This window comes from Salinarchaeum sp. Harcht-Bsk1, assembly GCF_000403645.1.
GTDB lineage: Archaea > Halobacteriota > Halobacteria > Halobacteriales > Salinarchaeaceae > Salinarchaeum.
Map to the genome: position 1 here is coordinate 1,349,334 of NC_021313.1, position 25,193 is coordinate 1,374,526.

At 57.9% G+C, this 25,193-nt stretch carries 16 protein-coding genes and 1 pseudogene; 7 read left to right on the plus strand and 10 right to left on the minus strand.

What is annotated here, in order from left to right; translation table 11 throughout:
* The first annotated feature begins 68 nt into the window (after window positions 1–68).
* Together L593_RS06235 and L593_RS06240 are read left to right on the plus strand one after the other, a co-directional pair.
* A complete protein-coding gene (locus L593_RS06235; protein WP_049893908.1) occupies window positions 69–2,738 on the plus strand; it encodes a DUF1156 domain-containing protein in 2,670 nt (889 codons plus the stop codon).
* Window positions 2,735–4,444 (plus strand): ATP-dependent endonuclease, encoded by a 1,710-nt coding sequence (locus L593_RS06240; RefSeq protein WP_020446095.1) that lies wholly within the window; start codon window positions 2,735–2,737, stop codon window positions 4,442–4,444. The genes L593_RS06235 and L593_RS06240 overlap by 4 nt, the downstream gene beginning before the upstream one ends.
* Window positions 4,445–4,447: 3 nt before the next feature.
* Here the strand turns inward: L593_RS06240 and L593_RS06245 are convergent, their stop codons facing one another.
* The 3 genes from L593_RS06245 to L593_RS15600 all read right to left on the minus strand — a co-directional run bounded on the left by L593_RS06245 (window position 4,448) and on the right by L593_RS15600 (window position 7,894).
* Complete coding sequence (locus L593_RS06245) at window positions 4,448–4,774, minus strand: hypothetical protein (RefSeq protein ID WP_144060714.1); 327 nt, start codon at window positions 4,772–4,774, stop codon at window positions 4,448–4,450.
* 418 nt (window positions 4,775–5,192) lie between these two features.
* Complete coding sequence (locus L593_RS15595; protein ID WP_144060715.1) at window positions 5,193–6,884, minus strand: hypothetical protein; 1,692 nt, start codon at window positions 6,882–6,884, stop codon at window positions 5,193–5,195.
* On the minus strand, window positions 6,884–7,894 hold the full coding sequence (locus L593_RS15600) for a nucleoid-associated protein (RefSeq protein WP_187292646.1): 1,011 nt from the start codon (window positions 7,892–7,894) through the stop codon (window positions 6,884–6,886). Before L593_RS15600 ends, L593_RS15595 begins: the two co-directional genes overlap by 1 nt.
* A 234-nt stretch (window positions 7,895–8,128) precedes the next feature.
* Here L593_RS15600 and L593_RS06260 point away from each other — a divergent pair, with 234 nt between their 5' ends.
* Complete coding sequence (locus tag L593_RS06260; RefSeq protein WP_049893911.1) at window positions 8,129–9,889, plus strand: DEAD/DEAH box helicase; 1,761 nt, start codon at window positions 8,129–8,131, stop codon at window positions 9,887–9,889.
* On the plus strand, window positions 9,882–11,048 hold the full coding sequence (locus L593_RS06265) for a hypothetical protein (RefSeq protein ID WP_020446099.1): 1,167 nt from the start codon (window positions 9,882–9,884) through the stop codon (window positions 11,046–11,048). The genes L593_RS06260 and L593_RS06265 overlap by 8 nt, the downstream gene beginning before the upstream one ends.
* A 2-nt stretch (window positions 11,049–11,050) precedes the next feature.
* On the opposite strand, the gene L593_RS15605 is transcribed toward L593_RS06265, so the two are convergent.
* Window positions 11,051–11,737 carry a hypothetical protein gene (locus L593_RS15605; protein ID WP_187292647.1) on the minus strand — a complete coding sequence of 229 codons (687 nt, stop codon included), beginning with the start codon at window positions 11,735–11,737 and terminating at the stop codon, window positions 11,051–11,053.
* 200 nt (window positions 11,738–11,937) lie between these two features.
* On the opposite strand from L593_RS15605, the gene L593_RS06275 reads away from it, so the two are divergent.
* Window positions 11,938–13,050, plus strand: coding sequence for a site-specific integrase (locus L593_RS06275; RefSeq protein WP_144060718.1), 1,113 nt, complete (start codon window positions 11,938–11,940; stop codon window positions 13,048–13,050).
* A 60-nt stretch (window positions 13,051–13,110) separates the two neighbouring features.
* On the opposite strand, the gene L593_RS06280 is transcribed toward L593_RS06275, so the two are convergent.
* From L593_RS06280 to L593_RS06290, 3 genes and pseudogenes are all read right to left on the minus strand, one after another.
* Window positions 13,111–16,059 (minus strand): exodeoxyribonuclease V subunit beta, encoded by a 2,949-nt coding sequence (locus tag L593_RS06280; RefSeq protein ID WP_049893917.1) that lies wholly within the window; start codon window positions 16,057–16,059, stop codon window positions 13,111–13,113.
* Between the two features lie 221 nt (window positions 16,060–16,280).
* Window positions 16,281–16,868: pseudogene (locus L593_RS16520) on the minus strand (UvrD-helicase domain-containing protein); the annotation flags it as partial.
* Complete coding sequence (locus L593_RS06290; RefSeq protein ID WP_020446101.1) at window positions 16,868–20,338, minus strand: PD-(D/E)XK nuclease family protein; 3,471 nt, start codon at window positions 20,336–20,338, stop codon at window positions 16,868–16,870. The pseudogene L593_RS16520 and the gene L593_RS06290, both read right to left, overlap by 1 nt.
* Before the next feature lie 747 nt (window positions 20,339–21,085).
* Here L593_RS06290 and L593_RS06295 point away from each other — a divergent pair.
* Both L593_RS06295 and L593_RS06300 read left to right on the plus strand, forming a co-directional pair.
* Window positions 21,086–21,322 carry a ribbon-helix-helix domain-containing protein gene (locus L593_RS06295; RefSeq protein ID WP_020446102.1) on the plus strand — a complete coding sequence of 79 codons (237 nt, stop codon included), beginning with the start codon at window positions 21,086–21,088 and terminating at the stop codon, window positions 21,320–21,322.
* A gap of 9 nt (window positions 21,323–21,331) precedes the next feature.
* The gene (locus L593_RS06300; RefSeq protein WP_020446103.1) at window positions 21,332–22,411 is read left to right on the plus strand and encodes a site-specific integrase; all 1,080 of its coding nucleotides are present in this window, start codon (window positions 21,332–21,334) and stop codon (window positions 22,409–22,411) included.
* Window positions 22,412–22,466: 55 nt separating this feature from the next.
* On the opposite strand, the gene L593_RS06305 is transcribed toward L593_RS06300, so the two are convergent.
* The 3 genes from L593_RS06305 to L593_RS06315 all read right to left on the minus strand — a co-directional run bounded on the left by L593_RS06305 (window position 22,467) and on the right by L593_RS06315 (window position 25,019).
* The gene (locus tag L593_RS06305; RefSeq protein ID WP_049893921.1) at window positions 22,467–22,796 is read right to left on the minus strand and encodes a hypothetical protein; all 330 of its coding nucleotides are present in this window, start codon (window positions 22,794–22,796) and stop codon (window positions 22,467–22,469) included.
* A gap of 241 nt (window positions 22,797–23,037) precedes the next feature.
* Window positions 23,038–23,922 (minus strand): hypothetical protein, encoded by an 885-nt coding sequence (locus L593_RS06310; protein WP_020446105.1) that lies wholly within the window; start codon window positions 23,920–23,922, stop codon window positions 23,038–23,040.
* 95 nt (window positions 23,923–24,017) lie between these two features.
* On the minus strand, window positions 24,018–25,019 hold the full coding sequence (locus tag L593_RS06315) for a site-specific integrase (protein WP_020446106.1): 1,002 nt from the start codon (window positions 25,017–25,019) through the stop codon (window positions 24,018–24,020).
* Window positions 25,020–25,193 lie beyond the last annotated feature (174 nt).

The window sequence follows — 25,193 nt, forward strand, 5'->3', positions numbered from 1 at the left end:
GATGGTGGATCGCCCCCGACAGCGGAAAGCTATACAACGCTCCCGCCGACAGGGGTGAGCATACGTCTATGTCTCAGGAAATCAGCGAGTCGGATGAAGACGATCGGCCAACCCTCCCTATTGAGAAAGGGTATCCCATTGAGCAAGTGAACGAAATTGTTAGCAGAGAAAATCAATCTAAACGGTACTATCGCCCACTTTACACCATGCACAAATGGTGGGCCCGACGTCTCGGGTCTGTATTCCGGACAATTTCACTCTATACACTCCTCGACGATCCACAGTCAATTTCCATCCACAACCCGGGCAGTGACAACCAGAAACTCGGCGATTTTTTGGATGACGGAGAGTCAATTGAAAATCTAGTAGATAATGTTGATTTGGGTGATCCCGATTCGCTCTGGCAACTCTATAGCAAGGACGTCAGAGTAGAGGATAAACGAGTTCTGGACCCGTTTATGGGAGGAGGTACCTCGCTAATTGAGGCTTCACGGTTCGGTGCATCTGTCGTTGGCAACGACTTGAACCCAGTCGCATGGTTTGTGACTAAGAAAGAGTTAGAAGCCGGTCAGACAGACATTTCAGAGCTAGAAGAAGCGTTCAGTAGAGTCGAGGAGCAAGTGAAGAAGGAACTCACTGAACACTACAGCACAGAGTGTCCGAACTGTGAGCGTACGGCTGACGTGATGTACTATCTCTGGGTGACGGAGTTGGATTGTACTTCTTGTTCCGAAACCGTCTCTCTCTTCAAAGATTACAGAGTGGCAAAGGGCAGATACGGTGATAAAGACAAGTACAATGTACTCTGCCCAGATTGTGAGTCGATTTTTCACGTAGAGGATTGGCGAAGCGAGTGCGAATGTGACTGTGGGAACAACTTCGTGCCCGCTGAAGGGCCGGCAAGCGGTGCAGAATACTCCTGCACGAGTTGCGGTCAACAGTACGGCGTTATGGATGCTGGCCGTGAGCAGGGTGGCTATGGATCCCGAATGTATGCCATCGAGTACTATTGTCCCCACTGCGACGAAGAAGGGCGTGACCGGGCAGTGTATAAAGGGTATAAGCAGGCCGAAGAGGTCGATATTGAGAAATACGAAGCAGCAGTTCGGGAGTGGGAAGATGCCGATGATTTGAGGGAGTTTGTTCCTTCGCAGGACGTCCCTCTAGGAATTCTAACCGATAGCACAGCGTTCGAGGGAAGCATTGGTGGAGGACATAATCTACTCGGACACGGCTACGAACAGTGGACGGACATATTCGACGAGCGGCAGCTTCTCTGTCTGTCAAAACTGCTGGAGGCAATCGATGATGTCGAGAACCAGAATGCTAAGGAGTATCTGTTGTTGGCGCTCTCAGACTCGTTGATGTTTAATAATACATTCACGATATATAATCTCCAAGGCCACAAGGTCGAGGGGATCTTTAAGACAAACTCATTCAAGCCCCAGAAGGAGTTTGTTGAAAATAACGTATGGGGTACAGAATTCGGCCGGGGAACATTCGTCAAAAGTTGGAAAAAGGTCCTCGCCGGTGTTGAATGGGCAGCTGCCCCTGTGGAGCGATATATCGAAGATGGATCCACTCAGAAGACCCCACCCTTCAACAAGGCTGTAGGGGATGACCATGAGGTACACTGTGGGGATGCCCGCCAGTTGGAATACGAGGACGAGTTTGATGCTGTTCTGACAGATCCCCCATATTACAATAACGTGATCTATTCAGAGTTGTCCAATTTCTTCTACGTATGGCTCCGGATCGTCCTGCAAGATGAGTACGAGCCGTTCGAAACTGAGACGACTCCACGGGCAGAGAGTATCGTTGCCAATCCTGCCGAAGGGAAGGACGAAACCGACTTCGAGGAAGAACTTCATCAGTCATTCTCGAAGATTCATCAAGCACTCAAGCAGGACGGAGTTCTCGCCTTTACCTACCATCATAGCGACGCTGAATCGTGGGGAGAGCTCCTCGAAGCACTCTGTGAGGTTGGCTTCGAAGTAACTGCCACATATCCGGTGACCGCAGATACAAATCGAGCAACCTACAAACTCACCGAGGGAGAATCTGTAGACTTTGACATTATCATCGTTGCTCGGCCTGCACAAGACAGGGAGCCAATCTCATGGAATAGTCTCCGGCGCAATATCTACCGTACGGCGCAAAAGACACGAACCCGCCTTGAAGAAAATCGCAATCTCTCTCGGGGTGACATTGGTGTCGTCGAGATGGGACGGTGTTTCCACGAGTATTCGAAGCACCACGGCGAGGTTAAACGCGCCGGCGAGCCCATGAGCGCCAAAGATGTCGTCGACGAGATCTACGGCGTCATTCAACACGGCGCCGACGTCGGTGAGATCGACGTGTTTGTTGACCTATTGGAAACTCCGAACGCGACCTACGACGACCTCAACAAGCTCACACGAGGGACCGACGCCACGCCCGAGCGCATGGAAGACATGCGCCTCTATCGAATGGAGGATGGTTTCACGCTCGGGACCTGGGACGACGAGAAGCGCATCGCATACATCCAGTCACGCGTCGACAGTGGTGACGAGCTCACGGACCTCGATAGAGCGCAGTTCCTCCGATGGCGATGGGAGCAGGGCAAGTCCGTCACCGAGTACCTCGAGCAGTGGGAGATCACCGACGATCTCAGAGAACTGTGTGAAGGACTGGCCGACGCAACCGGCGACGAGACCTATCGGAACATTCTGGAATCGCGGCTGGGTGACTACCAATGACCCATATGCAGCTTTCCGAACTCCACGTAGAGAATTTCAAATCAATCGAGGAGACCCATATCGACTCGGTTGACGATCTTTCCGTGCTCGTTGGGAAAAACGACGCCGGGAAATCATCTGTCTTGGAGGCGGTGAAGATGTTTTTGGAAGAGAAAGGAAAACCGGAACGCGACCAATTTCACATGGAATGTGATGACGACATCGTCATCACGGCGTTCTTCGAGGACGTTCCTGCCGAGCTTGCAGATTGTCTGAACGACTCAATCGAACTCACCAACGGCAGACTCAAAATTAGCCGGCGGTGGGAATACCCGGAAGACTCGCGAAGCATGGCCGATACATATCTCGGCCCCGACGAGGAACAATTGGGCGCTGGCACTCTTGTCGGAGACCATGAATCAGATGGGAAGAGGGACACGAGGCAGTATCTCTGGAAGTTGCTCCCGGACCCGATTTACATTCCAGCTGAGCGCAACATTGCGGAGGAAACCAAATTCAAATCGGATACGTTGATCGACCAGCTGCTCACGCCACTACTGGAAGAGAATGACGACATCCGATCGAAAAGGAACGAACTGGAAAGCGAGCTGAACGACGGGGTTGATGGATTACAGACCGATATCGAGGATCGACTCACAGATCACGTAGACTCGATCAGCCAACTCGAACTCGTAACTGGCGACATCAACCTTGGAAAGGCGTTTTCACCCTCGATTCAGGTAACAGACGAATTCTCAGAAATATCTGTGCCAATTGCGGAACGAGGGTCTGGAGTTGGGAGTTTGCTTGTGCTATCACTCGTTGAAACATACCGAGAACGCCAAGTCGGAGAAGGGTACGTGATGCTGTTCGAAGAGCCAGGAAACTGGCTGCATCCTGAGGCGAAACGGCGGATGCTGGGAGCTCTCAAACGGATTTCTGAAAATGGTGGCCAGGTGATGCTGTCCACCCACTCACCGATTTTCATTGACCGGAGGGGCCATGGAGATGTGTTCCTCGTACAACGGCACGAGGGGAAGACCTCGGTCCGAGAGATTGAGGAGAATTACCTGACCATCGTCGAGGAATTAGGTGCTAGAAACAGTGATATCCTCCAGAGCGATTTCGTAGTTTACGTTGAGGGGATCACAGACGTTCAGATGGTTGAGATTGTTGCGGATAACTACCTCAACGAAACCGAGAGGGCCAGAATTACTATCCAACACTTAGGAGGTGGAGGGAATATTCAACAGTGTAGCCTTTCGGACCTGTCAGAGATTAATCGGACCTTCGGATTTTTGCTCGATAGCGATAAATCGGATCCCGAAGACACTGAGAAAGACTATATCGACGATTTACGCGAAGAGAACGAAAGTATCGAACCTGAGGTCGTGATCGAGGTACTCGAAAAACGCGAGATTGAGAACTACTTTACCCCAGAGGGAGTGAACGAAGCCCTCAGACTCGAAGTCGACTCAGATTTCATTGGCGACTTTGAGGACATCCCGGATAAATTGGGTGCCGAAGTACGGCGTCACCATGCCGGTGAATCAGTTCCACCGCAAGCAGATCGTACGTGTGACGAATGTGGCCGCATTGAACACCCAGGCAAGGGATATCACAAATCAAAGGGGAAGGATGTTGTTGCAGCAATGTACGATCAAGGGCAATGCATCGAACCAGTCGAAGATTTCTTTGACGAGGTCAAGCGGATTATCGATGCTTGACCGCTAAATTGGCGCCGTAAACCAGTTAATCAGGATATTCGTTGCAGACCAGCAGAAGCCAAATGCGATGAGGATACCGACTGTTTTCGCTCGAAGTTCCGAGGCAGCGACCGACGCACCGAGCGTTCCCATAATTACGTCGAGTATCAATGCAACCTCATTCGTCGGGAAAAACGCCATCATGAATGTATAGAAGGTGCGAGCAAAGATCTCGCTTGACTGATCGACAGAATCGGAATTCAACAGAAGGAGGAGATAGAGCAGCATTAGGAGACTTCCTGCTGCCGCAACACCCGCAATAAACGCATCCCCGGCGGTTTCAATACTCATGTTGGACCTTTGTGATAGAGGATTAAAAATTTGATCTCGAGGAGCAGTAAAATGAGAAGTGCCTAGATGGTGTAATGCCTATATTAGCTTGGGTCCTTCTCGGATAGCAGAATCAGACTACTGAGGATCGCGATGGCCACAGAGAGAAAGATCAAGAAGTCACCCATCGATCGCGTGGCGACCGCTGTGATCGAGGCAGCAGATCCCACCGTCGTGGATAGGACCGTCGCCAGCTCGAGAGGTGACCAACGTTGGATAGTGTAGCCACTATCGTCCGAGGGGTTACCTGACATCGTGGATATTCGCTCATTCCCCGAAACCGGGGCGGTGAACGCCTCCTAAGAGTACAGTCATCCGAGAGTATTATAAACGATTACCCACACAGATTGCCGGTTCTGGAAATGCGGCATCAATTCCCTCAGTTCTCGATAGATTCGATGAATCCTGTAAGAGGACCTTCCAGGATCGCGAGGTCCAGGACCGCGAGTAAACAGAGGATCAGCATGAGTGTGAATAGGACGTAGTAAATCCACAGATCGATCTTGAATTGATGCTTCATGTTTTCACTACCGTCGGCGTCCTTGATTTCTGAAAAAGTATTCTCGTCAATCCGGTTTTCGTACATGGAATAGTACTGGTTGCGACCGTCCTCGACGGCTTGGAACTGCTGACTCAAGCTGTAGGTTGTCCGGAGACCAAGAAGGACGTAAACACCAACAGGCACCAACGACACAATCAGTGCAGTTTGAATCGCTGTAACACCCGATACCTGAGAGAGTATTCCCGCCCACGTGATCGCCACGTAAGCTACCATTCGAAACAAATCTCGATTCAGGTTATTGGCCAGGCCCCTCCGAATGTCGGAAAGCTCCCTGTGAGTATTTAGAACGTATTCCGTGACATCCTGTTGTACTTCAACAAATTCCTCAATGCTATCTCGGATGTAAAACTCGAAATTCGATTTGACACTCTCACCGATATCCTCAATTTCGGTGAACATTCCTGATATCGACGTCGAATACAAGGTGGCAATGTTCCTAAATACAGAGATTCGATCCGTCGATCGTGACCGGTATATCCAGTTGAAAAGATCGACGAAGTTCTCCACGGTCTCTTTATCAATATCCGTTAAACTGTCCCCACCCTCCTCTACAAGAACCAATCCATCGTCGTCGTTCAGAACAAGATTCGACTCGATGACCCGGCGCCCGTTGATGCGAACTTGCCACCCACTTTCTGTCATCCGGCTGACGTTCGATACACCTAAAATTCCAGAAATTATCCGGTGCGGTTGTAAAGAGGATTGAATTTGCTCTGCGAAATCAGAGCGTTCAGAGGCATCGAGTTTCGTATAATCCGGCGGGAGATACTGATCCTCAAAGCGATCAATTGCACATTCTCGCCTAATTCGCTGTAACTGATCTTCGACGTACGATTCTCTCTGTAAGAACGAATGGAAGTCGTTTTCACCGAGTCGGTCGGGAGGGAAGTACCCCACTTCGGGGCCTGAAATTGCTTGGACGAGATCTCGAATGACAAACAGCCGCTTCCCTCCAGAACAGTAATAGTACTCTTTCAATTCATCGAAGGATAACCCGTTGACACTGTCGACAACCTCAGACTTCTCAAAATGGTAACTAACGCAACAATCTAGGTCGAGTTGATTCTGAAGATATTCGTCAACGCTCGCCCCGTCGATTACATACTGAAAATTCGAATCGACCTCGCCTGATTCTAAAAGCGCAGAAATACACTCCACTAGATGATCTTTCGATGAGAGAGTATCGTTACGTACCGATCGAAAAGCGGACTTCGATCGTTCCTGGCCAAATAGACGGTCAATCTCCGCCTCATTGTCTGATCTCCGCTCAATTGTTACGTCACCGGAAATCTCCCAGAGAATTCGGTAAACGAACGCAGATGCTTGATGTTCGAGTTCAATAATCAGATTGCGCCCGTCGAACAATTCACGAATATCCTCAACGGTCTCGAAAATTGACTCAACATCCTCAGAAGAGAGATCGTCCTCAATCCTCAGGCGTCGACCTACAACCTCTATTTCCCAATCTGCCTCAAGGCGATCAATATATCTCTCAAAGTCCGATATCATCAACTATCAAGTACTTCGGTATCAAGTTCTGTTCCGCGTATCGTCACACGTACATCATCTTCGCTCTCTTCTTTTTCAACCCTGTCTTCCGCCGTTGAGGGGAATTTGACCCGAATCTCCTTGTCCACCTCGTACTTTACTGTACTTGGAAGGTTCTCAGTATCGATTGCCAGCGCATCTGGATTCTCCACTCCCAAGCGGTCTCCTAGTTCTTCTCGGGTAACCTGCCGTCCAACGATATCACTGGCAACGGCCGTCACCTCATCGATCCCCACGATCCCTGAATCTGATTGTTCTTTCAGCTCTCTAAAGCGCGAGGTATCTGCTCCGTCGGCGCTTTGGCCAGTGTGTTCCTTCTTCAACTCGCTCACTACTTCGAATACGTTCTTTGCTTGCTCGAGAGATCCTTCTTCGACCTCACACTGGAGAAATTCATGGAAGTAGTCTGAAACAGACCCAGACTGATAGAATTTTACATCTCCCGGAAGCCGATAGCCCTCGGCTTGAACGATCGGATAAATTAAACCCTTCTGAAGTTCGTTTGGCTCTGGGAAAATATCTTCCAAGTCTAACTCTTCAATCCCTCTATCGTCTGCGAGTCTTAGCCGTTCTTCCTCGACTAGATCCAGTTTGAGGACTGAGACAATCTCATGTTCCTCGTTATCAAGAAGTGGCTCTCCCTCAACTGTTGCCTGGATAATAAATAATACGCCATCATTTGCCCGGGGATGAATCTGAGAATTCAACTCCTCTGCCAGCGCTTTTCCAGCTGCTTCAAATTCGTCTGGAGAGGAGTTGAAATCTGTCGTCCTTGCGGTTTCCAACCATTCCTCTGCCTCTGTATCCGAGGTCACGAAATCTCCACGGGTGACGTCGGAGATATCCGCCTTCACTACAACTTGCTCGATATACCGTTCAAACAGCTCCAGATCTTCGTCAATATCTCCGCCTACAGATTCCTTCCATTGGTTTGCATTGTCAAGGCTAGGAGAGACCGGAGAATAGGTCATCGAATGTATTTCCGAATTCATGTTTAAATGGAGCAACAAACGCAATTACCATTAGCGTTTCCCCCAAACCAGTTCTCTAAAGTGATTTCCAAAGGGATTAATTGGCACTCATCAGTTCAGAGATAGTAATTCGCTGTGCGAAGTACAACTATCAAAGTCCCTCAAGAGGTCCAGGATTAGAACGTTATAACGAGGTCCGGAGATACAAGTGACCTCCCTCTAATTTGCCTTTAGATGAAGGAGAGAAACCTCGTGGAGGTGGCCTTCAACCACGAGGAGGCTGACCGGCCGGTGGAGAGAGATAGGGCTTCAGGTAAGCTCAAAAACCATCGAATTTCTATAGAGGCCAACCGACTAAAAGCCGGCAAGCCCGACACAGAGCTCCGCTCCCTCTCCCACCTCGATCAAGAAGCTGTCAAGCTCCTCGAGCACCAGGTCGACGCGGCTCATCGCGCCCTCTTCGAGATGGATGGCAAGGCGCTCCTCGCCGACGAAGTGGGCCTCGGGAAGACAATCGAGGTCGGGATGATCCTCGCAGAGATGCACCACCGAGGGACTGACGAAGCAGTGCTCATCCTCACGCCGGCCCAGCTCGCTCAGCAGTGGCAGGCCGAACTCCTCGAGAAGTTTGGCCTGGAGTTCGTCTGCAACTACGACGACGAGTTCGAGGGGTTCGGCGTGCACGACCGGATCATCGCCAGCATCGACACCGCCAAGAGCGATCGCCACCGATCGACGGTCCTCGCCCGGGACTGGGATGTCCTCGTCCTCGACGAGGCCCACTACGTTAAAAACGAGGAGACGGATCGCTACGATCTCGTCGACAGGCTCTCCTACGACTACGCGTTCTTCCTCACGGCGACGCCGATCCAAAACGACGTCACCGACCTCTACAACGTCGTCTCGCTCCTCCGACCCGGGCTCTTCGGAACGCGGGAGGCCTTCCACAACTACTTCGTCGAGAACGGTCAGGACACGCTGGTCAATCGCGACGACCTCCAGCAACGGCTCCGCAACGTCATGATCCGCAACCGGCGCGAGGAGACGGATATCGACTTCACGGAGCGGAACGTCACGACGACAACCTTCGAGCCCTCTCCCACCGAGCGCGACCTCTACGAAGCTGTAACGAACTACGTCCGGGGTGCATATCGCGAAAGTCAAGGACAGAAGCTCGTCCTGATGACGCTCCAGAAGGAAGTCGTCAGCAGTCCAGCCGCCCTCAGGGGCACGATCGAGAAGCGCCTCGACGACGATGAAGACGAACCACCGGCCCACTCCGACGAGCTCGAATACATTCTCGAGTGTGCCGACGCCGTCGAGACGCCAACCAAGCTTAAGCATCTCCGGGAAATCACCGAAGAAGCCGCAGAACGAGTCAAGAAAGGGCGAGTGGTTGTTTTTACTCAGTTCCGGGCCACCCAGTCCTTGATCCTGGAAACGCTCCGAGAGGAAGGCTACACTGTTCACGCATTCCACGGTGGACACTCCAGCGACGAGAAGGAAGCAATCGTCGAGCGGTTCGAGGACGAGGGGGGCGTGCTCGTCTCGACGGACGCCATGAACGAGGGGCGAAACCTCCAGTTTTGTAATGTGATGGTGAACTACGATCTCCCCTGGAACCCGATGAAGGTCGAACAGCGGATCGGCCGCATCCACCGCATCGGCCAGGACCGCGAGGTCTACGTCTTCAACGTCGCTCTGGAGGATACCATCGAGGAGTACGTCTTGGAAAAGCTCTATCACAAGATCGATCTCTTCCAACAATCCGTCGGCGAGCTCAGCGAGATCCTCACCCGGCTCGAGGAGACCGGCCGAAACTTCGAGGACGAAGTCTTCGAGCGCCTCGTCGACGCCGACTCCGACATCGAGCTCGAGAACGACTTCGACGCAATGGCCGTTGATCTCCAGGAACAACGCGAACTCGCTGACAAGGTGAGCGACTTCAACACCGGCGTCTTCGAGGGCTTCGATCTGGGGGCAGACGATGACTGACGCGGCTCTGCCGGTAACCGAACGCGCAGTCGAGCAGTTCGTCGAGGAATATCTCACATCGATCGGCGGGGAGATCCAGAAGCGGGACCGAACGTGGTCAGTTACGTTGCCCGATGCTGCGCCGACGGAGCTCGACATCGAGGGGACCGACCTGGTCGTGGCGAGTGATCCCGAAGAGGTTCCGGATGGCGCCCTCGCTATCGCCCCCGATAGCGATTTCGTGAACCGCCTGCTCGAAGAAGCCGGGAAGCTGGCACCCGTCGGTTCGTTCTCGCTGACTGCCGGCACCTTCGACCTGCAGAATCGACTTCCTTCATGGATCACCGGTGGCCCCGCGCAGGTACTCGAGACCTCGTTTTCTCCGTACTACGATCGGCGCGCCCTCTGTGTACTGTTCGATGTCGGGATCGAGACCGTGAGCCAGTTCCAATCCGAAGAGCTCAGAGCGGTTGCTGTCGACGCGAAGAACGCTGAGCCGTTGCCGCGTCTGGCAGAGACGTATCTGGAGGTCACCGGGGCTGATTCCCCGCCGCTCGAAGAAGGGAAAGAGCTGGACGCTCAAGCCCTTGAGACCACGCTGGATGCTGCGAAGGAGCAGATCGAGCAAGAAATCGCTCCCACTGTCGAAGAAATCCGAGAACGGGCGACTCGAGCAGCGGACGTGGAACTAGAAGAGTACCGAGAAGTTGTTCGACAGCGCCGGCAGGAACTCGACGACGAGATTGACCGACTAGACGAACGGATCGCCGAGATTAGTAAGGAAATCGATTCCGCGGACGAGCAACACGATCGGGTCGAGGCACTCAGGACGCGAAAACAGCTTCGTGCAGATCGTGAGGAACTCGCTGCCGAACGCGACGAGCTCGTCGAGAAGATCGAAGCCGGGTTCCCAGAGCAGCGACGGGAAATCCGCGATCGGCACGCGCTAACCGTCCGCGTTCAACCGTCCATCCTGACGACGGTGACCTACGAAAGAGGCGATATCGAATACCAACTGGAAATCGACGGGGCGAGAACGACCGTTACCTGTCCATATGCCGTCGGAATTGGGGTCATGGAGGCGCCCACTTGCTCCCGCTGTGGACGGACGTTAGACGGGGAGAGCGCATTGACAATCGAGGACGGTGAAGTCGTCGGGAACTCCTGTTGTGAGAGGTGAAGCTATCGCCCGATCCGGTACACGAGCATCGCCGGATCGGAAGATAGTATTCCGGATGCCAGGGCATCCACGACTGCATCCGCTCCAGATACAGCGAACGCACAGACCGGTGCCGGGTGCTGATATCCGACGTCCGAAAGCGTCACTTCAGTATCGGATGCGAGCGAACTAGACCCAACGTCGATCGTCGGCGTCCCGGAGTCCCTGATGGCCTCGAGAAAAGTAGGCGTCCGAGCGAGGACGATACCTCCCTCCTGGAGGAAGGACATCTCTTCGGAAAGGATCTGCCTCGTTCGACCCGCGAGATTCTCCTCCAGGGGCGACGACTCGAAATCGCTCGAAGCGAATGGCGAAATGAGTGAATTGCCCACAATGTCAGCGATTTGTTCTTCAGTTGCTGGTGCGGCCTTTCCTCGAAAGAACTCCAGTGAGGCAGATTCACTGACTGGTACCTCAGAACCTCCGTTCACGAGTTCCGCAAATGAAGCGGGAATATGTAGATCGCCTAATCGAGGTTCTGTTGGAGCTGCACCCAGCGTAGCCTGCGTTTGTGCCTCGAAGAGTTGCGACCCTTCTACCTTCTCGGCCGATGCTTTGGCGACGAGTAAGGAAGGATCGAGAAGTACGTCGATCGGAGGCTGAAGAATGCCCTCCAGTTCGGACCGAAGTTGGCCGGTTCCGTCGCTCATCTCGTTCGGTTCCATGTGGGGCGTCAGTAAACACCTAGGGATACGTCACATTGATACTGTGCAAGGAGGGGTTGAATCGCGAAACTTCCGGCATTTCGATTGTCGGTGCCGGAAACCGGCTCTTCTCGGTTACAGAGACTGCTCTACAGTAGAAGATCCGATACAGCGGACAGAGGAATTCCGCACGTTTTCGAGACGCCGTGCGACAACGAAGTCAGGGGATCCTCAAAGGGCAGATGGGCATGTCTCAAGACGCCCTCGAACCGATCGAACCGGAGCGAGCGATTGAACTGTACCTCGAGGATCGAAGCGACGAGCTCAGGACCGCAACGCAACGCGCCCATCGGTCTGCACTCGGCATCTTCGAAGAGTGGGCAGCGGAATACGGCCTCACCAACCTCAACGACCTCAGTGGGCGCGACCTCATCGCGTTCAAGAACTGGCGAAAGAAGGAGACGGACATCTCGACGGTCACGCTCAACGGGGCCCTCGGGATTCTCAAGCGGTTCTTCCGCTTTTGTGAGATCATCGAAGCCGTCGAGCCTGACTTCCACGAGCGCGTTCCGTTGCCCAACGTCCCACCGGACGCGGAAGTCAAGGACGACGCCCCGGAGGACGAGGCCGTCGAAGCGATTCGGTCGTACTACCAGCAATTCGAGTATGCGTCGCGCCGCCACACCCAGTTCGAACTGATTGCTGAAATAGGCGTGAGGCTCGGCACAGCCATCGCGATCGATCTCGACGACATTCAGTGGGATCGGGAAGCCATACAGATCAGACATCGACCCATGGAGTCCGAGGGAGAGACGCCCCTGAAGAACGGGGCCGGTGGAGAGCGAATCGTCAACCTCTCGCCGTCGTTCACCGGACTACTGGAGGATTACGTCCAGCACAATCGCCACGACGTCGAAGACGACGTTGGTCGCGAGCCACTGTTCACGACGTCAAAAGGCCGGGCGTCGACGACCACGATCCGGAGGGACTTCTATAAACTCACGCGACCCTGCGAGTACTCGAACGACTGTCCGCACGATCGCGACATCAGCGATTGTGAGGCGACGGCTCCCGTACAGGCGACGACTTGTCCGTCCTCGTTCACCACCCATCCGCTCCGAAAGTGGTCGATCATGCAGCAACTGAACGACGGCGTTCCCAAGGAAATCCTCAGTGACAGGGTGGACGTCTCCGTTCCGATCCTCGACAAGCACTACGACCAGCGGAGCGAAGAGCGGAAATCACAGCGGCGACGGGAGGTCCTCGAGTCCAACCACAGGCAATATCACATGACGGACGGTGGTAGTAGGGAAGAATAGGCCAGTTACAGGTCCTAAGTTTCGTGGACCGATGAAACACGCGTCGCCCCACCGATTCGGCTATTCATTTTCGCGACGCTCGGCGACAGTCGATGCGATCCGCGCATCCAGTTCTTCGGTCAGACTCTCGAGGTCCTCGGGTATCCAGTGGAACCGTTCCGGGTGATCCGAGGTCGTGAAGAGTAACGTCGCCTCTACCTCTCGCTCGGGATCGGCCTGGTGAAGCGCGACCGCGTACGCTCGCATCTGCCAGGCATGGTGCTCCGCCTTCTCCTGAATTCGAGCCCGGTCCTCTACAGCGCTCGTCTTGTAGTCGACGACGTGGAACGCATCCTCGGTGACCACCAGCCGGTCGATGTCCTTATAGACCTCGCCCGATTCGAGCGTTGCCCGCACGGGCTTCTCGTCCACTGCGGTCCCCTGGATCCCTTCGACGAACTCGACAGCTGTCCGGACGTGTGCCTGCAGCTCGGAGATGTCCGAATCCTCGATTCTCACGAACTCGTCGTCCTCGGTTGCGAACTGCTCGGCCATCCGCCGAATCGTCATCTCGTCTTCTGGAGTCACACCAAGCTCAACCGCTTTGTGGACGACGTCGCCAAAGACGTTCCGCGGCATCGAGCCTGCCCCGCCATCGCCCACCGGTCCCTCGTAATCCGGCGGCGTGTAGCTGACGTAGCGCCCCGTGTGATCCATCGTGACGTCGCCGGGGGCGCCATCCTCGATCAACGAGCCAAGGTACGAGGCCGGTATCGAATACTCCGGGTCCAACCCCGACGTTTCGACGTCGAGAGTCAGCTCCGGTGACTCCTCCGATCCAGATTGCTGTAGTTCGGTTCCCTCCAAAGGAAGTCGGACCGTCGCTCGCCCCATCCCGTTCCGAAGCGCCGTCGCCTCCCCTTTCGCCGCCAGATTGGCGATAGCATCGTCGTCGAAGAGCACCGGCCCGATTAGGTCGTGCCAGTTCGAGGGGTCCGCTTCATCACCAGTGTCGAGTGATTCGATCCCATCGCCGTCACACCCGACCGTCCCGACAAGCCGCAGGTGATCCCGAGCCCGCGTCATCGCAACGTAGAGAATCCGCTTCTCCTCGGCCACTGCCTCGCGCTTGCGCTGGAACTCCAGGCGCCGCTTGAGTGTCGTGTTGGCTTCCTCGAACGCGTCACCAACTGAGAGCCCCTTGATCCCCAACAGCGTCGTCCGCTCGCTTGATACAAGATCCTCAACCGTCTCGAACTCCGCGATGCCCTCGCCATGGCTCGCTTTGAGATTGAAATCCTTCGAGATCCCCGGCACGAACACCGCCGGGAACTCCCGCCCCTTCGCGTCGTGGATCGTCATGATCCGGACGCCGTCGGCGTCCTCCGGCACCGTCGCCTCACCCTCCCGCGTGGAGAGTTCGACCTCCCGCTCGATTCGCTCGACGAGCGCCGGCAGCGTTTGCAGGCCGTCCTCGCTCCAGCCACGGAGCCGCGAGCGGAACTTCTCGACGTTCGCGACGGCCTGCTGACCTCGCTCGCCGACGGCCAGGCTCGCGAGGAAGCCGGTGTCCTCGATGATCCGGCCCAGCAGAGAGTCCCACGACTCGACGACGGTCGTCGGTCCGTCGGCCCCAGCCAGCCCCCGCCAGCGCTCGATGGCCTCACGAGCGGCGGAGAGTTCCTCGTGATCGGTTCTCTCCAGCGCAGCCCAGAGCTCCCCGCTGCCGACCTCCTTGCGGTCTACGTCCTCCCAGAGCCCGACGACCGTCGGATCGTCGAAGCCGAAAAGCGGCGAGCGCAACACGCCGAACAGCGCGAGGTCGTCGTCCGGATCCTGGAGAACGCTGAAGAGATTCCGCAGTGCCACGATCTCGGGGCTGTCGTAGAAGCCGATGCCGGAGGCGACGGTGTAGGGCACGTTCAGCGATGCAAGTGCCCGCTCGTATGTCTCGAGGTGCGTCCGCTTGCGGAGCAAGATCGCGACGTCGGACGGGTCGAGATCAGTCGGCCTGTCGTCTACCTCGCCGTCTTCCTCTTGCTCGTATCGTTGGGTATCCCCGTCGAGCAGCGATGCCACCTCACCGGCGAGCGCCCTGGCGTCGAGTTCGACGGAATCGTCCGGTAAATCCCGGAGCGGATGCTCCGCATCGAGCACCCCTTCTCTCACTTCTTCCTCCTCGGGCACCGCTACGAACGTCGTCTCTGTGCCGACGCCGTCGTGATCCGATCGATCGGGCTGGAGCGCCTGGGGATCGGGCTCGAACTCCGTCGCGTCGCCGTCGATCCCGGGCGGTGCGTCTCTGTGGATCTCGGGGACGCTCCCGAACACCTCATCGAAGAGCCCGTTGATCGGCTCGAGGACCGACGGAAGCGACCGGAAGTTCACCGACAGATCTCGCTCGCCAGCGTTCTCGTACACCGAGTCCAGCGGGGGCGTTCCGGCCCGCTCGTTTGCCCCGGCAAGTCGCATCCGCTCCGCCCGGTACTGCGTGACGTCGGCGCCCCGGAAGCGGAAGATGCTCTGCTTCTCGTCACCGACGACGAAGACGTTCAGCCGATCGTATTCGTCATCGAGAGAGGTGAGCAACTCGACCAGTTCCCACTGGCGCGGATCGGTGTCCTGGACCTCGTCGAGCATGACGTGGTCGAACGTCTCGCGGAGGTCCTCGCGAACGTCCGGAGACGACTGTAACAGCTCGATGGCGCCGTCGATGAGGTCGGCGAAGTCCAGGACGTTCTCCCGGCGCTTGCGCTCCTCGTAGGCGTCGTGCAGGTCTTGGAAGAGCGAGGCGAGCGCGACGTAATACTCGCCAGCGTTCCGGTCGACGCCGAGCCGATCCGGGATCGCCCACTCTTCGACGGAGAAGGCGTCGACGAGCTCCGTCGTGGCTGCTTCGTAGCGGTTCCCGTTCGCGCCGGCCCAATCGCCGTGTCGATCGTAGGCCCAGCTGTCCCAGCCGCCGTTGTAGGGCGTGCCGTCCGCTGTGAGGGCCTCACAGATCGCTGCAGCGGCGTCATGGATCTCCACGTCTCCAGGGCATCCACAGGGAGCCCGGGGCGCTCGTCGCCGCCGTACGTCTCGACGGCCTCCGCGACGTTCCTCGCGATTCCGATGCGGTTCTGGCCAGCATCCTCCTCGGCAGCCACCTGCTGCAGGTCGCCGAGCGCGTTCTGGACTGACGTCCGGCCCAACCGATCCCGCGCATCGTCGGGATCGATCGGTGAGTATCGCTTCTGGACGAATTCGAGATACTCCGCAGCGTCTCGGTCGGCCCACTCGTCGGCCCACTGGCGGGCGTCGTGGTGCTCGGCCAGCAGATCGCCGAGGAGCTCATCAAGCCGGTCCCGATAGTAGAGCTCGGTGAGGCGCTCGATGCGGGGATCCTCGAGGTTCTCCTCGACGAACCGCTCGACGGTCTCGAGCTGATGCCCTCTGGCGGCCGTCTCCTCGATCACGTCGAAGCCCACGGGGACGTCGGCCTCCAGGGCGTACTCACGAAGCAGTCGCGAGCAGAAGCCGTGGATCGTGTGGACGTAGGCCTCCGGGAGCGCGTCGTGGTACTCGCGCCACCGGTCGTACTCCTCGCCATCGAGGCCGGAGAGCCGGTCACCCACCGACGACCGCACCCGCTCCTCGAGCTCCGTTGCACCGCTCTCCGTGAAGGTGATTGCGGCGATAGAGTGGGGGTCGGCGTCGGTCTGCTCCAGCAGCTTCAGATACCGCATCGCGAACGTCGTCGTCTTCCCGCTCCCGGCGCCGGCCGTAACGGCGTAGTTCCGGTCGTGGGCGAGGGCGGCGAGCTGCTGGGGCTCCTCCAGGTCCTCGAAGTCGACCATCAGTTACCACCTCCGGCGCCGTAGGCGTCCAAATCGAGCTCCGCGTCCCGGGCTCGCTCGGAGACGTAGTGCTCGCCTTCGTCGATCTCGTCGAGTTGGTCCTGTCGGAGGTGATGGCGCACGTCGCAGGAATTCCGGAACGTGCAATCCTCGCAATCGGCGTGGTCCGCGCTCAACAAGGTCGTGTGGAACGCGCCGTCGTCGATGGCCGACGCGATCCGACCGAGCCGCGACGAGGTCACATCGCGAATGAACCGTCGGTGCTGCTCGACGTCGTCGAACGGGAGCCGCCAGGTCTGGCCCGTCGGCGTGACGAGCGGGAGCCCGTCGTCTGACCCGACGGCCGCTTTCGAGGTTACCTGCCCGGCAGTCGGATCGACGTCGGTCGGTGATTTGAGCCCATAGTAGGAGCCACCGATGGCCTCGTGGGGAATGCCAGTCGCGTCCTCAAGAATCTCCTCGAGGGCGAGGCCGTAAAGGGGAAGCTGGAGCTTCGTCCCGTCGGTGACGTCGGCCCTGGCCGGAGTATTCCCGGTCTTGTAGTCTCGAACGTAGATCCCGCGGACCCCGTCGGGAAGATGGGGCGACGCCCCATCGGGAACGACGTCGATGCGGTCGGCGATCCCCGACACGTCGACAGGCCCGTCGGGTGTCTCGACGGTCACCGGCTCCTCGGCCAGCAGCTCGACGTCGTCAAGATAGTCGATGCCGATCGCCCCCTCGAAATAGGTCGGGCGTGCATGGGCGCCGTCGGCCGACTCGAGTTCGGCATCGAGGAAGCGGACGAAGAGCCCATCAGCCCCGTCGTGTGATGGGCCGTAATAGGGGTTCTCCGAGGGGGACCCCAGTCCCGCGAGGATCCGGGTGACGGTCCGCCGGGCGAAGGGCGTCTCGATCGATCCCAATTCGTCGACGCGGGCAAGCGATTTCGAGAGTAGCTCTGACTCGAGGTGTTCTCGATCAAACTCGGAGAGGGCGACCGGGGAATGGGCCTCTTCGCGGAGCTCGCGATAGAAGTCCGCGAGGACCTCGTGGATGAAGATTCCTCGGTCGGCCCGACTGACGTCGTTCTCCTCGCCGTAGTCCTCGTCGAACCCCAGGACGTTGTTAGCGAGGTAGAGGAACGGACAGCGGGCGTAGTTCTCCAGGGCACTCGGGCTGTAGGGCTCCCGTCGCCAACTCGGGTAGATCTCCTCGAGTAGCTCGCCGATATGCCCGTCGTGAGCCGTGTGATGGGGCTGGGCCCGTCGCCAGGCAGTCGTGAGGCCCCTCTCAGCGAAGGTCCGTCCGTCGTCGGTGAGCCCGTCGGCCCCGTCGAGGGCTGCGACGGGCTCGTCGACGGAGTCGAACGACTGGGGACCGGCCCACTTGGCGTACCGCCGCTGGACGTCTTCGCTCGTCACCGACGGGGCTCCGTCGGGAGCGCCGTCGGTTGGCCAGACGGATCGGCCGGCCTCATCTCCGTCGGACGGCCCGTCGACGTACCGTCGGAGTTCGGTGACGACGGGCGCCGGAACGTGCTCGACGCCATCGACGGAGTGCCGTGGGGTGGATAGCACCACCTGGCCGGAGCCCGTGAGCAACGTTCCGAGAATGTACCGGGCCCGTCGGCCGGTATGGGCCCGACTGAACTCCTCGTCGGCGTCGTTAACGGCGCCGAAGAAGGCCATCGTGTCCTGTTCCGTCGGGAAGTAGCCCGACGTCAGCCCGAGCACGAAGGTGTGCTCGAAGGAGGCCATCTCGGCTTCCGCCATCGGGAGCACCCGGACGTAGCCGTCGCGCTGGCTCGGTCCGCCGACCAGTTCGGCGCGTAACGCCCGTCGGCCCCGACCGACGGGCTCCTCGTCGGAGACTTTCGGAGCGATGGCCTCGAGGGAGTCGAGCACCCCTTCGACCGACTCCCAGGCCGACCGCTCGTAGGCGGGTCGATGGGAGCCCGTCGCCGTCGACGGCGATCCGTGCTCCTCGACGGCTTCGCCGACGGTGAGGTCTTCCAGGAGGTCCCCGAGCTCCTTCACGTAGCCCGCCAGGGACGCGCCGTCGGGATCCACCCGGTCGCGGAGGTCTTCGATCCCGACGGCCGTCGTCGCGGCCTCGTCGTCCTCGAGCGCGTCGAGCAGGGCCTCGATTGAGTCCCCGTCAGCCGACTCCTTCGCCCGACGGACCGCGGCCGGGTCGACGCCGAACGCCTCCAGCGAGACGAGTGCGTTCGAACAGAGCGATCTGAGTGGAGTTACGCCGGATTCCCCGTCGGCGAGATCCAGGAGCCCCTCGACGGCGTCACCGACGAGGGTCTGCTCGATCCCGATGTCGTTCGTGAACGTGAACGGGACGTCGTAGCCCCCGAGCGTCTCGGCGAGGATCCCCCGGTACGTCGTCCGGTCAGTGACGACGACGCCGACGTCGGACGGGTCGACGTCGTTCCGGGCGAGCAGCCCGCGAATCCGACGGGCGATCGTCCGTACTTCCTCGCGCTCCGTCGACGGTTCGAGCCACTCGATGCCTACCTCCGACGGGGCGTACGACCGCGGATCGCGGGAGGCGACGTGGAGGCTCCGAACGGCGTCCAGCCGTCGGTCGTCGACGGACTCGGGGGGCTTGTAATCGAGCTGGAAGCCGATCGCCTGGTAGACCGTGAGCTCCTGTTGGACGCCGAAGTCGAGTCCATTCCCACCCATCGAGTCGTGGACGAGCGACAGGACGGCGACCGTCGGGAGGTTCCGACCAATTCGGGCGATGGTCTCCCGTTCGGCTGGGGCGAGTCGGGTCAGTCCATCGAGGACGACGGCGTCGACGGAAGCCGGGACGGCGTCGAGTAATTGGTCGCCGTCGAGCAACGCCAGATACTGCTCGGAATTGACCGTCTTCCAGTCGGGATGAAGCTCCTCACGGAGCGATTGATATTCGGCATACAGCTCTGGGATTATGGCGGCCTGGGACTCGAGTGTCCCGTCGCCGTCAGTGATCTCCGTCGAGCGAAAGGAGGCGAAAAGGTCGGGATCCAGGGCGTCGTCCCCGACGGCGCCGGCCGACCGAAGCGCCTGTTCCATTTCGTCTGGCGTCGCGTACCCCGCGTACTCGAGAAGCGAGAAGAGCCCCTGGACCTGGTCGACGAGGGCGTTCGTGGGCTGCTCGATCGCTCCAAAGGGGCCATCGCCGCCATCGAATCGCTCGATAGCGGCTTCTACAAGGCGGAGTCGCTCGGGCTTGCTGAGCGTCGTGTCCGCCAGCGACCCCGTTGCTCGCTCGTAGCAACCGCTGACGAACCGGTCGAGCGTCGTCGCAGTGAAGCGGAGCGGATTGCGGTCCTCGGCCCAACGCCGTTCGAGCTCGTCTGCGCGGTCGGTACTCTGGGTGAGGCAGAGGACAGCGTCGGGTGCGTCGTCGGCCTCCGCGTCGGCCCAGTGGAAGGCCCTCCGGGTGGCGGCGTCGGGATCTGGGCCCGCGAGGAGGGAGGCGGCCTCGGTCACGACATGGTTACGTCGAGCCACCCATATCAATCTGCTTGGCCCCAGCTTGTTCGGGGGATCCAAATCTGGCAATTCGCTTGAGTAGCGAATTCCGGTGTAACAGTCCGTTACAGCACCAGTCTCGGAGTTGGCGGCTGATCGGTCGCCATCCAATCCGTGACGTAACAGAGTGTTACAGCGCCTCTCGCGATCAAATGTGCCCGGCCTCATCGGGCCCGGCGGATTTGCGATTAGTCGGCCGGCAGAAACGGATGCCGGTGATATGGATCGGACTCTGCGACGGCTGGCCTCGATCCTTCTCCCGTGAGCGTCCAGGCCTATCCAACCGGCACCGCGGAGGTCGAAACGCCGAATTCCCCCAATTAATTGGCCAGCTATAGGCGAATTCGGCCGAATTGGGAAATCTACTCTAAATTTTCACCTGGCAATATGCGCCCGAGAGCACCCAGTATAATTTTCGGCGCTTTGTCTGAGAACCCAACATTGTTCCATTCAATACCTGGCCGCTCCAAAGGCCAAATTCCCCATTATCGCCTTTATTCCATTCTGCACATCCGGGTGCTCGAAATGGACCGGGGGCGATCGGATGACTTCCGGTCGCCTTTACGAATTTTCCAAATGAAGGCAGCAAAGGTGAAAGAATACTACAATTGAATTCCTAAATCCGGGCAACCCCATTGTCCATCCACGCCTTTCCCTATTTTTCGCCTTTTTATTTAAGGCTGGAACTTCTGGGAGTGACTGACGATGGGCGAGGAATCAACGGCCTACGCGACGCGGGTTTCCCGCGAGCGAGCCAGGGCGATCGAAGCAGCACGCGAACAGATGGGAGTTACACAATCGGAGTTCGTCGAAAGGGCACTCCGCTACTACCTGGAGAAGAACCCGAAGGACATCCCCGCGTTGCGTACGGAGTCCAAGAACAACCGTCCGATCGGAGGGACCGACCCCTACGATCCAACGCAGGAGAGCTTCGGCGACTGAGAGGATGACATGACGATGGACACACTCGATCCGATCTCACCGCAGGACGCGCTGGACTGGTACCTCGAGCACCGGGAGGACGACCTTCGGACTGCGACGCTCCGGAAGTACGAGTCGGCATTGAGCATCTTCGTCGACTGGACCGACGAGGCCGACATCGACGACATGAACGACGTGAAGGGCCGTCAGCTCATGCAGTTCAAGACGTGGCGGAAGCAGGAGGCCGGTCTGGCGACGGTGTCCCTCAACGGAAACCTCGCGATCCTGCAGCGCTTCCTCCGCTTCTGTGAGAACATCGACGCGGTGCCCGAGGGGCTCGCCGAGCGCGTGCCCATGCCCAACGTACCCGAGGCGGAAGAGGTCAACTACGAGGTGCCGTCCGACGAGGAGGTCGAAGGGATCAAATCGTACTCCCGGCAGTTCGATCGAGCCTCCCGGCGGCACCTCGAATTCGAGCTCATCGCGGAGGTCGGGATGCGGCTGGGCGCCGTTCGGGGCATGGACTTGGAGGACTTCGACCCAGAGGAGAAGACGATCTACATTCGCGATCGGCCGGAGGGGACCGACGAGTATGGAACGCCGCTCAAGAACGACGCCAAGGGCGAGCGGATCGTCAACGTCTCGCCGGAACTGCGAAATCTCATCGTCGCCTACATCGACCATCGTCGGATCGACGTGACCGACCAGTACGGCAGGGAGCCGCTGTTTACGACCTCCGATGGCAGGCCGACGAAAGCAACTATTCGGCGGGACTTCTACAAGATGAGTCGCCCCTGCGTTTACTCGAACGAGTGCCCGCACGATCGGGACATCGATGACTGCGATGCGGCGACGAACTCCAAGGCCGCAGAGTGCCCGTCACGGTTCAGCACGCATCCGCTGCGGAAATGGGCCATCATGAACCAGCTCGACGAGGGGATTTCGAAGGAACTCCTGAGCGATCGCGTCGACGTCTCCGTTCCCGTGCTGGACAAACACTACGACCACCGGACAGAGGAACAGAAATCGCGGCGGAGGCTGGAGGTTCTAGAGGAGAATATGCAGCAGTACGCGGTGACGGATGGCGGCCAAACAGTCGATAAGGAATGAGGAAAGTCCTCATATCCGGAGCCGGCTCAGCACCGGCACCTATCTCATTTGCTATTCAGACATACAGGGAAGAGATGATGACCACTCCCGCAACTGGTAGTGACGAATAGGTAAGAAGCGCGAGTCCATAGAATTCGCTCGGTAGAGACTCATCTACGGCGTAGAAGCATATTGCAATCATCCCTGCGATAAAGGCGATGTTGGCGTACCACACCAACCACTCGGGAGGGAGAGTCTTCTGATTCACGTGAACATTTATCGCTATTGCGTTTGCGAATATCGACGGCCGGCTCACATACCGCTTCTCTACGAGAAAGCCCACTACAATGAGGCCGAACACCGACAGGTTCTGTACTAATAGCGGTGGGAGATGGTCTAGTAGCACAAGGACGGTGGCACCACCATCCCGGATAAAGATTACCCCAAAACGATCCTAGTCCAGCTAGAAGATTCCTTTCTAGCAATGATTTCCCTCGCTAGCGAGCACTAGGCTTATGACTACAGAGTAGCTTTCTAGCGATATGAGCCTCGAAGAGACCGTCGATTACCTCGCCGAAGAGCTCGACATCGAACGGAGCGAGCACGTGCGTGAGGTTGGCGAATCCGTTGCGGAGCTTCGCGACTAGTCAGAAGAGTTCTCTGAAGTCTCTGTCGACGCCAGTATCTAGATACTCCACGAATTCCTCTTTCGTCGGTCCAGATTGCGTGATGAGATCTGACCGATCTGCCCGTTTGAGAAGTTCTGTGATCAAATCGACACAGTGCTCCTCGTGTATCTTCGCGTATTTTCTCAGAGCCTCTCTCGGATACATGTCCAGCTCGTAGTCAGAGAGCCGAATCCGAATGCCGCCCTTTCGTTCGACGAGATCCACGTCGAGCTCGGCGAGATGTTTGAATCGGACGTTGTTCCGCCTGACAGTAATGATGCGCTTTGACTCGACAATGTAGGGGTCGATCCACTCCTTCCACGTTTCGTCGTCAACGTGCGTGCTGGGCATCTTGAAAGAGGGATCGACGGTCTCGATGCAGAGCTGGGCGAGTGCAATGCCGGTCCGGTGGTTGGCGTTCGGGAGCGAATGCCTGAGAACGAGGTTTGAGAGCAACTCTCCCGCAACAGTCGGGAGCACCTCACCCCAGGAAACGTTCTGGAGGGCCTCGTGAATTTGCTCCGGTTCGAACTCCTTGTAGAGGCGAAACTCGTCTTCCTCGCGTACGTCGACGGCTGCTTCCAGGAGTTCGATGAGCCGAAAGGCGACGATCTGCGTCGGTCGGGGTTGCCCTGCAATTTGGTCTTCCACGAAGTCAGAATCGTACTCGAGATCGCTCGCAGTCTTGGCCGAATGAGTTCCCTCGAAGAGGAGATAGACCGGCGTCTCGAAGGGATACCCGAGGCTCTTCGTGGGACCATCTGCGTCGCTTCGATAGTCGTCAAGATCTGCAGGAGATTCACCACAATATGCGAGTGAGAATGTATCGTCGCAGGGATGGTGGTAGTGTACGAGACGATCCATCGGTCAGTTGCGACCTCGTGGTGCCACGTAGAAAGCAGCAGCGGTGACAAAACCGCTGAACTGCTGTTAGGTTACTGATTCATCCAGAGATCACATCACATTTCTTCGAGATGCGCCCGCCGCTGCTCGACCTTCACCTCCTCTGAACGCTTGTCGTAGTGCTGCTCCAGCGTCTTCCTGCTGACGTTCATCCGCTCACTCACCACGTCGACCGGCACGTCCTCGGAGAGGTAGTGCGTGATGCTGCCGCGCCTGATCGAGTGGGGACTGACTGCGCCGCCACAACGAGCGCCTTTGATGTCCGCCTTGCAATCCTCACACGGGTCGTCGAAGAAGCACGGGGCCGTGACGTCGTACACGAGCCGGCGCATCGTGGCCCGCGACATGCGGCCGCGTCGCGTCGTCAGCAGCGGCCGTCGGCCGTGATCGTCCTCGATCGGAATCCGAATGTCGTCGATGTAGTCCCCGAACAGCTTCGCGAGGTCAGAGGAGATTGCAATCAGCCGCTCGCCGCCTTCCCCGTTCTTCAGCTCGGTCCCCTCATCGGGCCGATGCTGCAGTTCCAGGTGTCCGTTCTTGAAGTCGATATCCTCGATATCTATCGACTTCGCCGAGCCGATGCGGATGCCGGTGTTCCAGAGCAGCGCCATGACGACGTGCCTGTCCGAGGCGTACTCGTACGTCGAGAGGTACTCGAGGATCTCCTCGGCTCGTTCGGTGTCCAGCGTCTCGTCGCGCTTGCGATCCTCCCGGCTGACGCTCGGGACCATCACCTTGTCGTAGAGGTTCTCGGGGACCGCTTCGACGCTCCCGGCCCACTTGAAGAAGACGCGCATCGTCGACATATGGATCCGCATGGTGATCTTCTTCATATCGCTCTTCTCCTGGAGCCAGAGCCGGTAGGTCTGCACGTCGCGGCCGGAGATCTCGTTGAGGTTGTCGACGTCGTTCTCCTCGCACCACTCCATGAAGTGGTTCGTCTTGTAGCGATGCGCCTGCACGGTGGCGTCGGAGCAGTGGGTCTCCTTGTGGTCGAGGAACAGTTGCTGCGCGGTGCGCGGTTCGATCGGTTCGAGGTCGTCGTTTCGGGTTGCCATGGTGTCTCATGGAGCCCCGTTAGACGCCGTGAACCGCTCGATTTCGGGGCCGAAGGGTGAAGACGAGGGGCATACTGAGTCCGCCCCAACCCACTGCTTCTGCGAGGTATTCCGGAACGGAGTGAGCGAATACTCGAAGCGGCTCCGCCGCTTCGGTGAACGGACGTGAGGAGC

Coding starts and splice junctions, on each gene's coding strand:
- L593_RS06235 (WP_049893908.1), top strand. CDS start 69: ATGTCTCAGGAAATCAGCGAGTCGGATGAAGACGATCGGCCAACCCTC.
- L593_RS06240 (WP_020446095.1), top strand. CDS start 2,735: ATGACCCATATGCAGCTTTCCGAACTCCACGTAGAGAATTTCAAATCA.
- L593_RS06245 (WP_144060714.1), bottom strand. CDS start 4,774: ATGAGTATTGAAACCGCCGGGGATGCGTTTATTGCGGGTGTTGCGGCA.
- L593_RS15595 (WP_144060715.1), bottom strand. CDS start 6,884: ATGATATCGGACTTTGAGAGATATATTGATCGCCTTGAGGCAGATTGG.
- L593_RS15600 (WP_187292646.1), bottom strand. CDS start 7,894: ATGACCTATTCTCCGGTCTCTCCTAGCCTTGACAATGCAAACCAATGG.
- L593_RS06260 (WP_049893911.1), top strand. CDS start 8,129: ATGAAGGAGAGAAACCTCGTGGAGGTGGCCTTCAACCACGAGGAGGCT.
- L593_RS06265 (WP_020446099.1), top strand. CDS start 9,882: ATGACTGACGCGGCTCTGCCGGTAACCGAACGCGCAGTCGAGCAGTTC.
- L593_RS15605 (WP_187292647.1), bottom strand. CDS start 11,737: ATGAGCGACGGAACCGGCCAACTTCGGTCCGAACTGGAGGGCATTCTT.
- L593_RS06295 (WP_020446102.1), top strand. CDS start 21,086: ATGGGCGAGGAATCAACGGCCTACGCGACGCGGGTTTCCCGCGAGCGA.
- L593_RS06300 (WP_020446103.1), top strand. CDS start 21,332: ATGACGATGGACACACTCGATCCGATCTCACCGCAGGACGCGCTGGAC.
- L593_RS06310 (WP_020446105.1), bottom strand. CDS start 23,922: ATGGATCGTCTCGTACACTACCACCATCCCTGCGACGATACATTCTCA.
- L593_RS06315 (WP_020446106.1), bottom strand. CDS start 25,019: ATGGCAACCCGAAACGACGACCTCGAACCGATCGAACCGCGCACCGCG.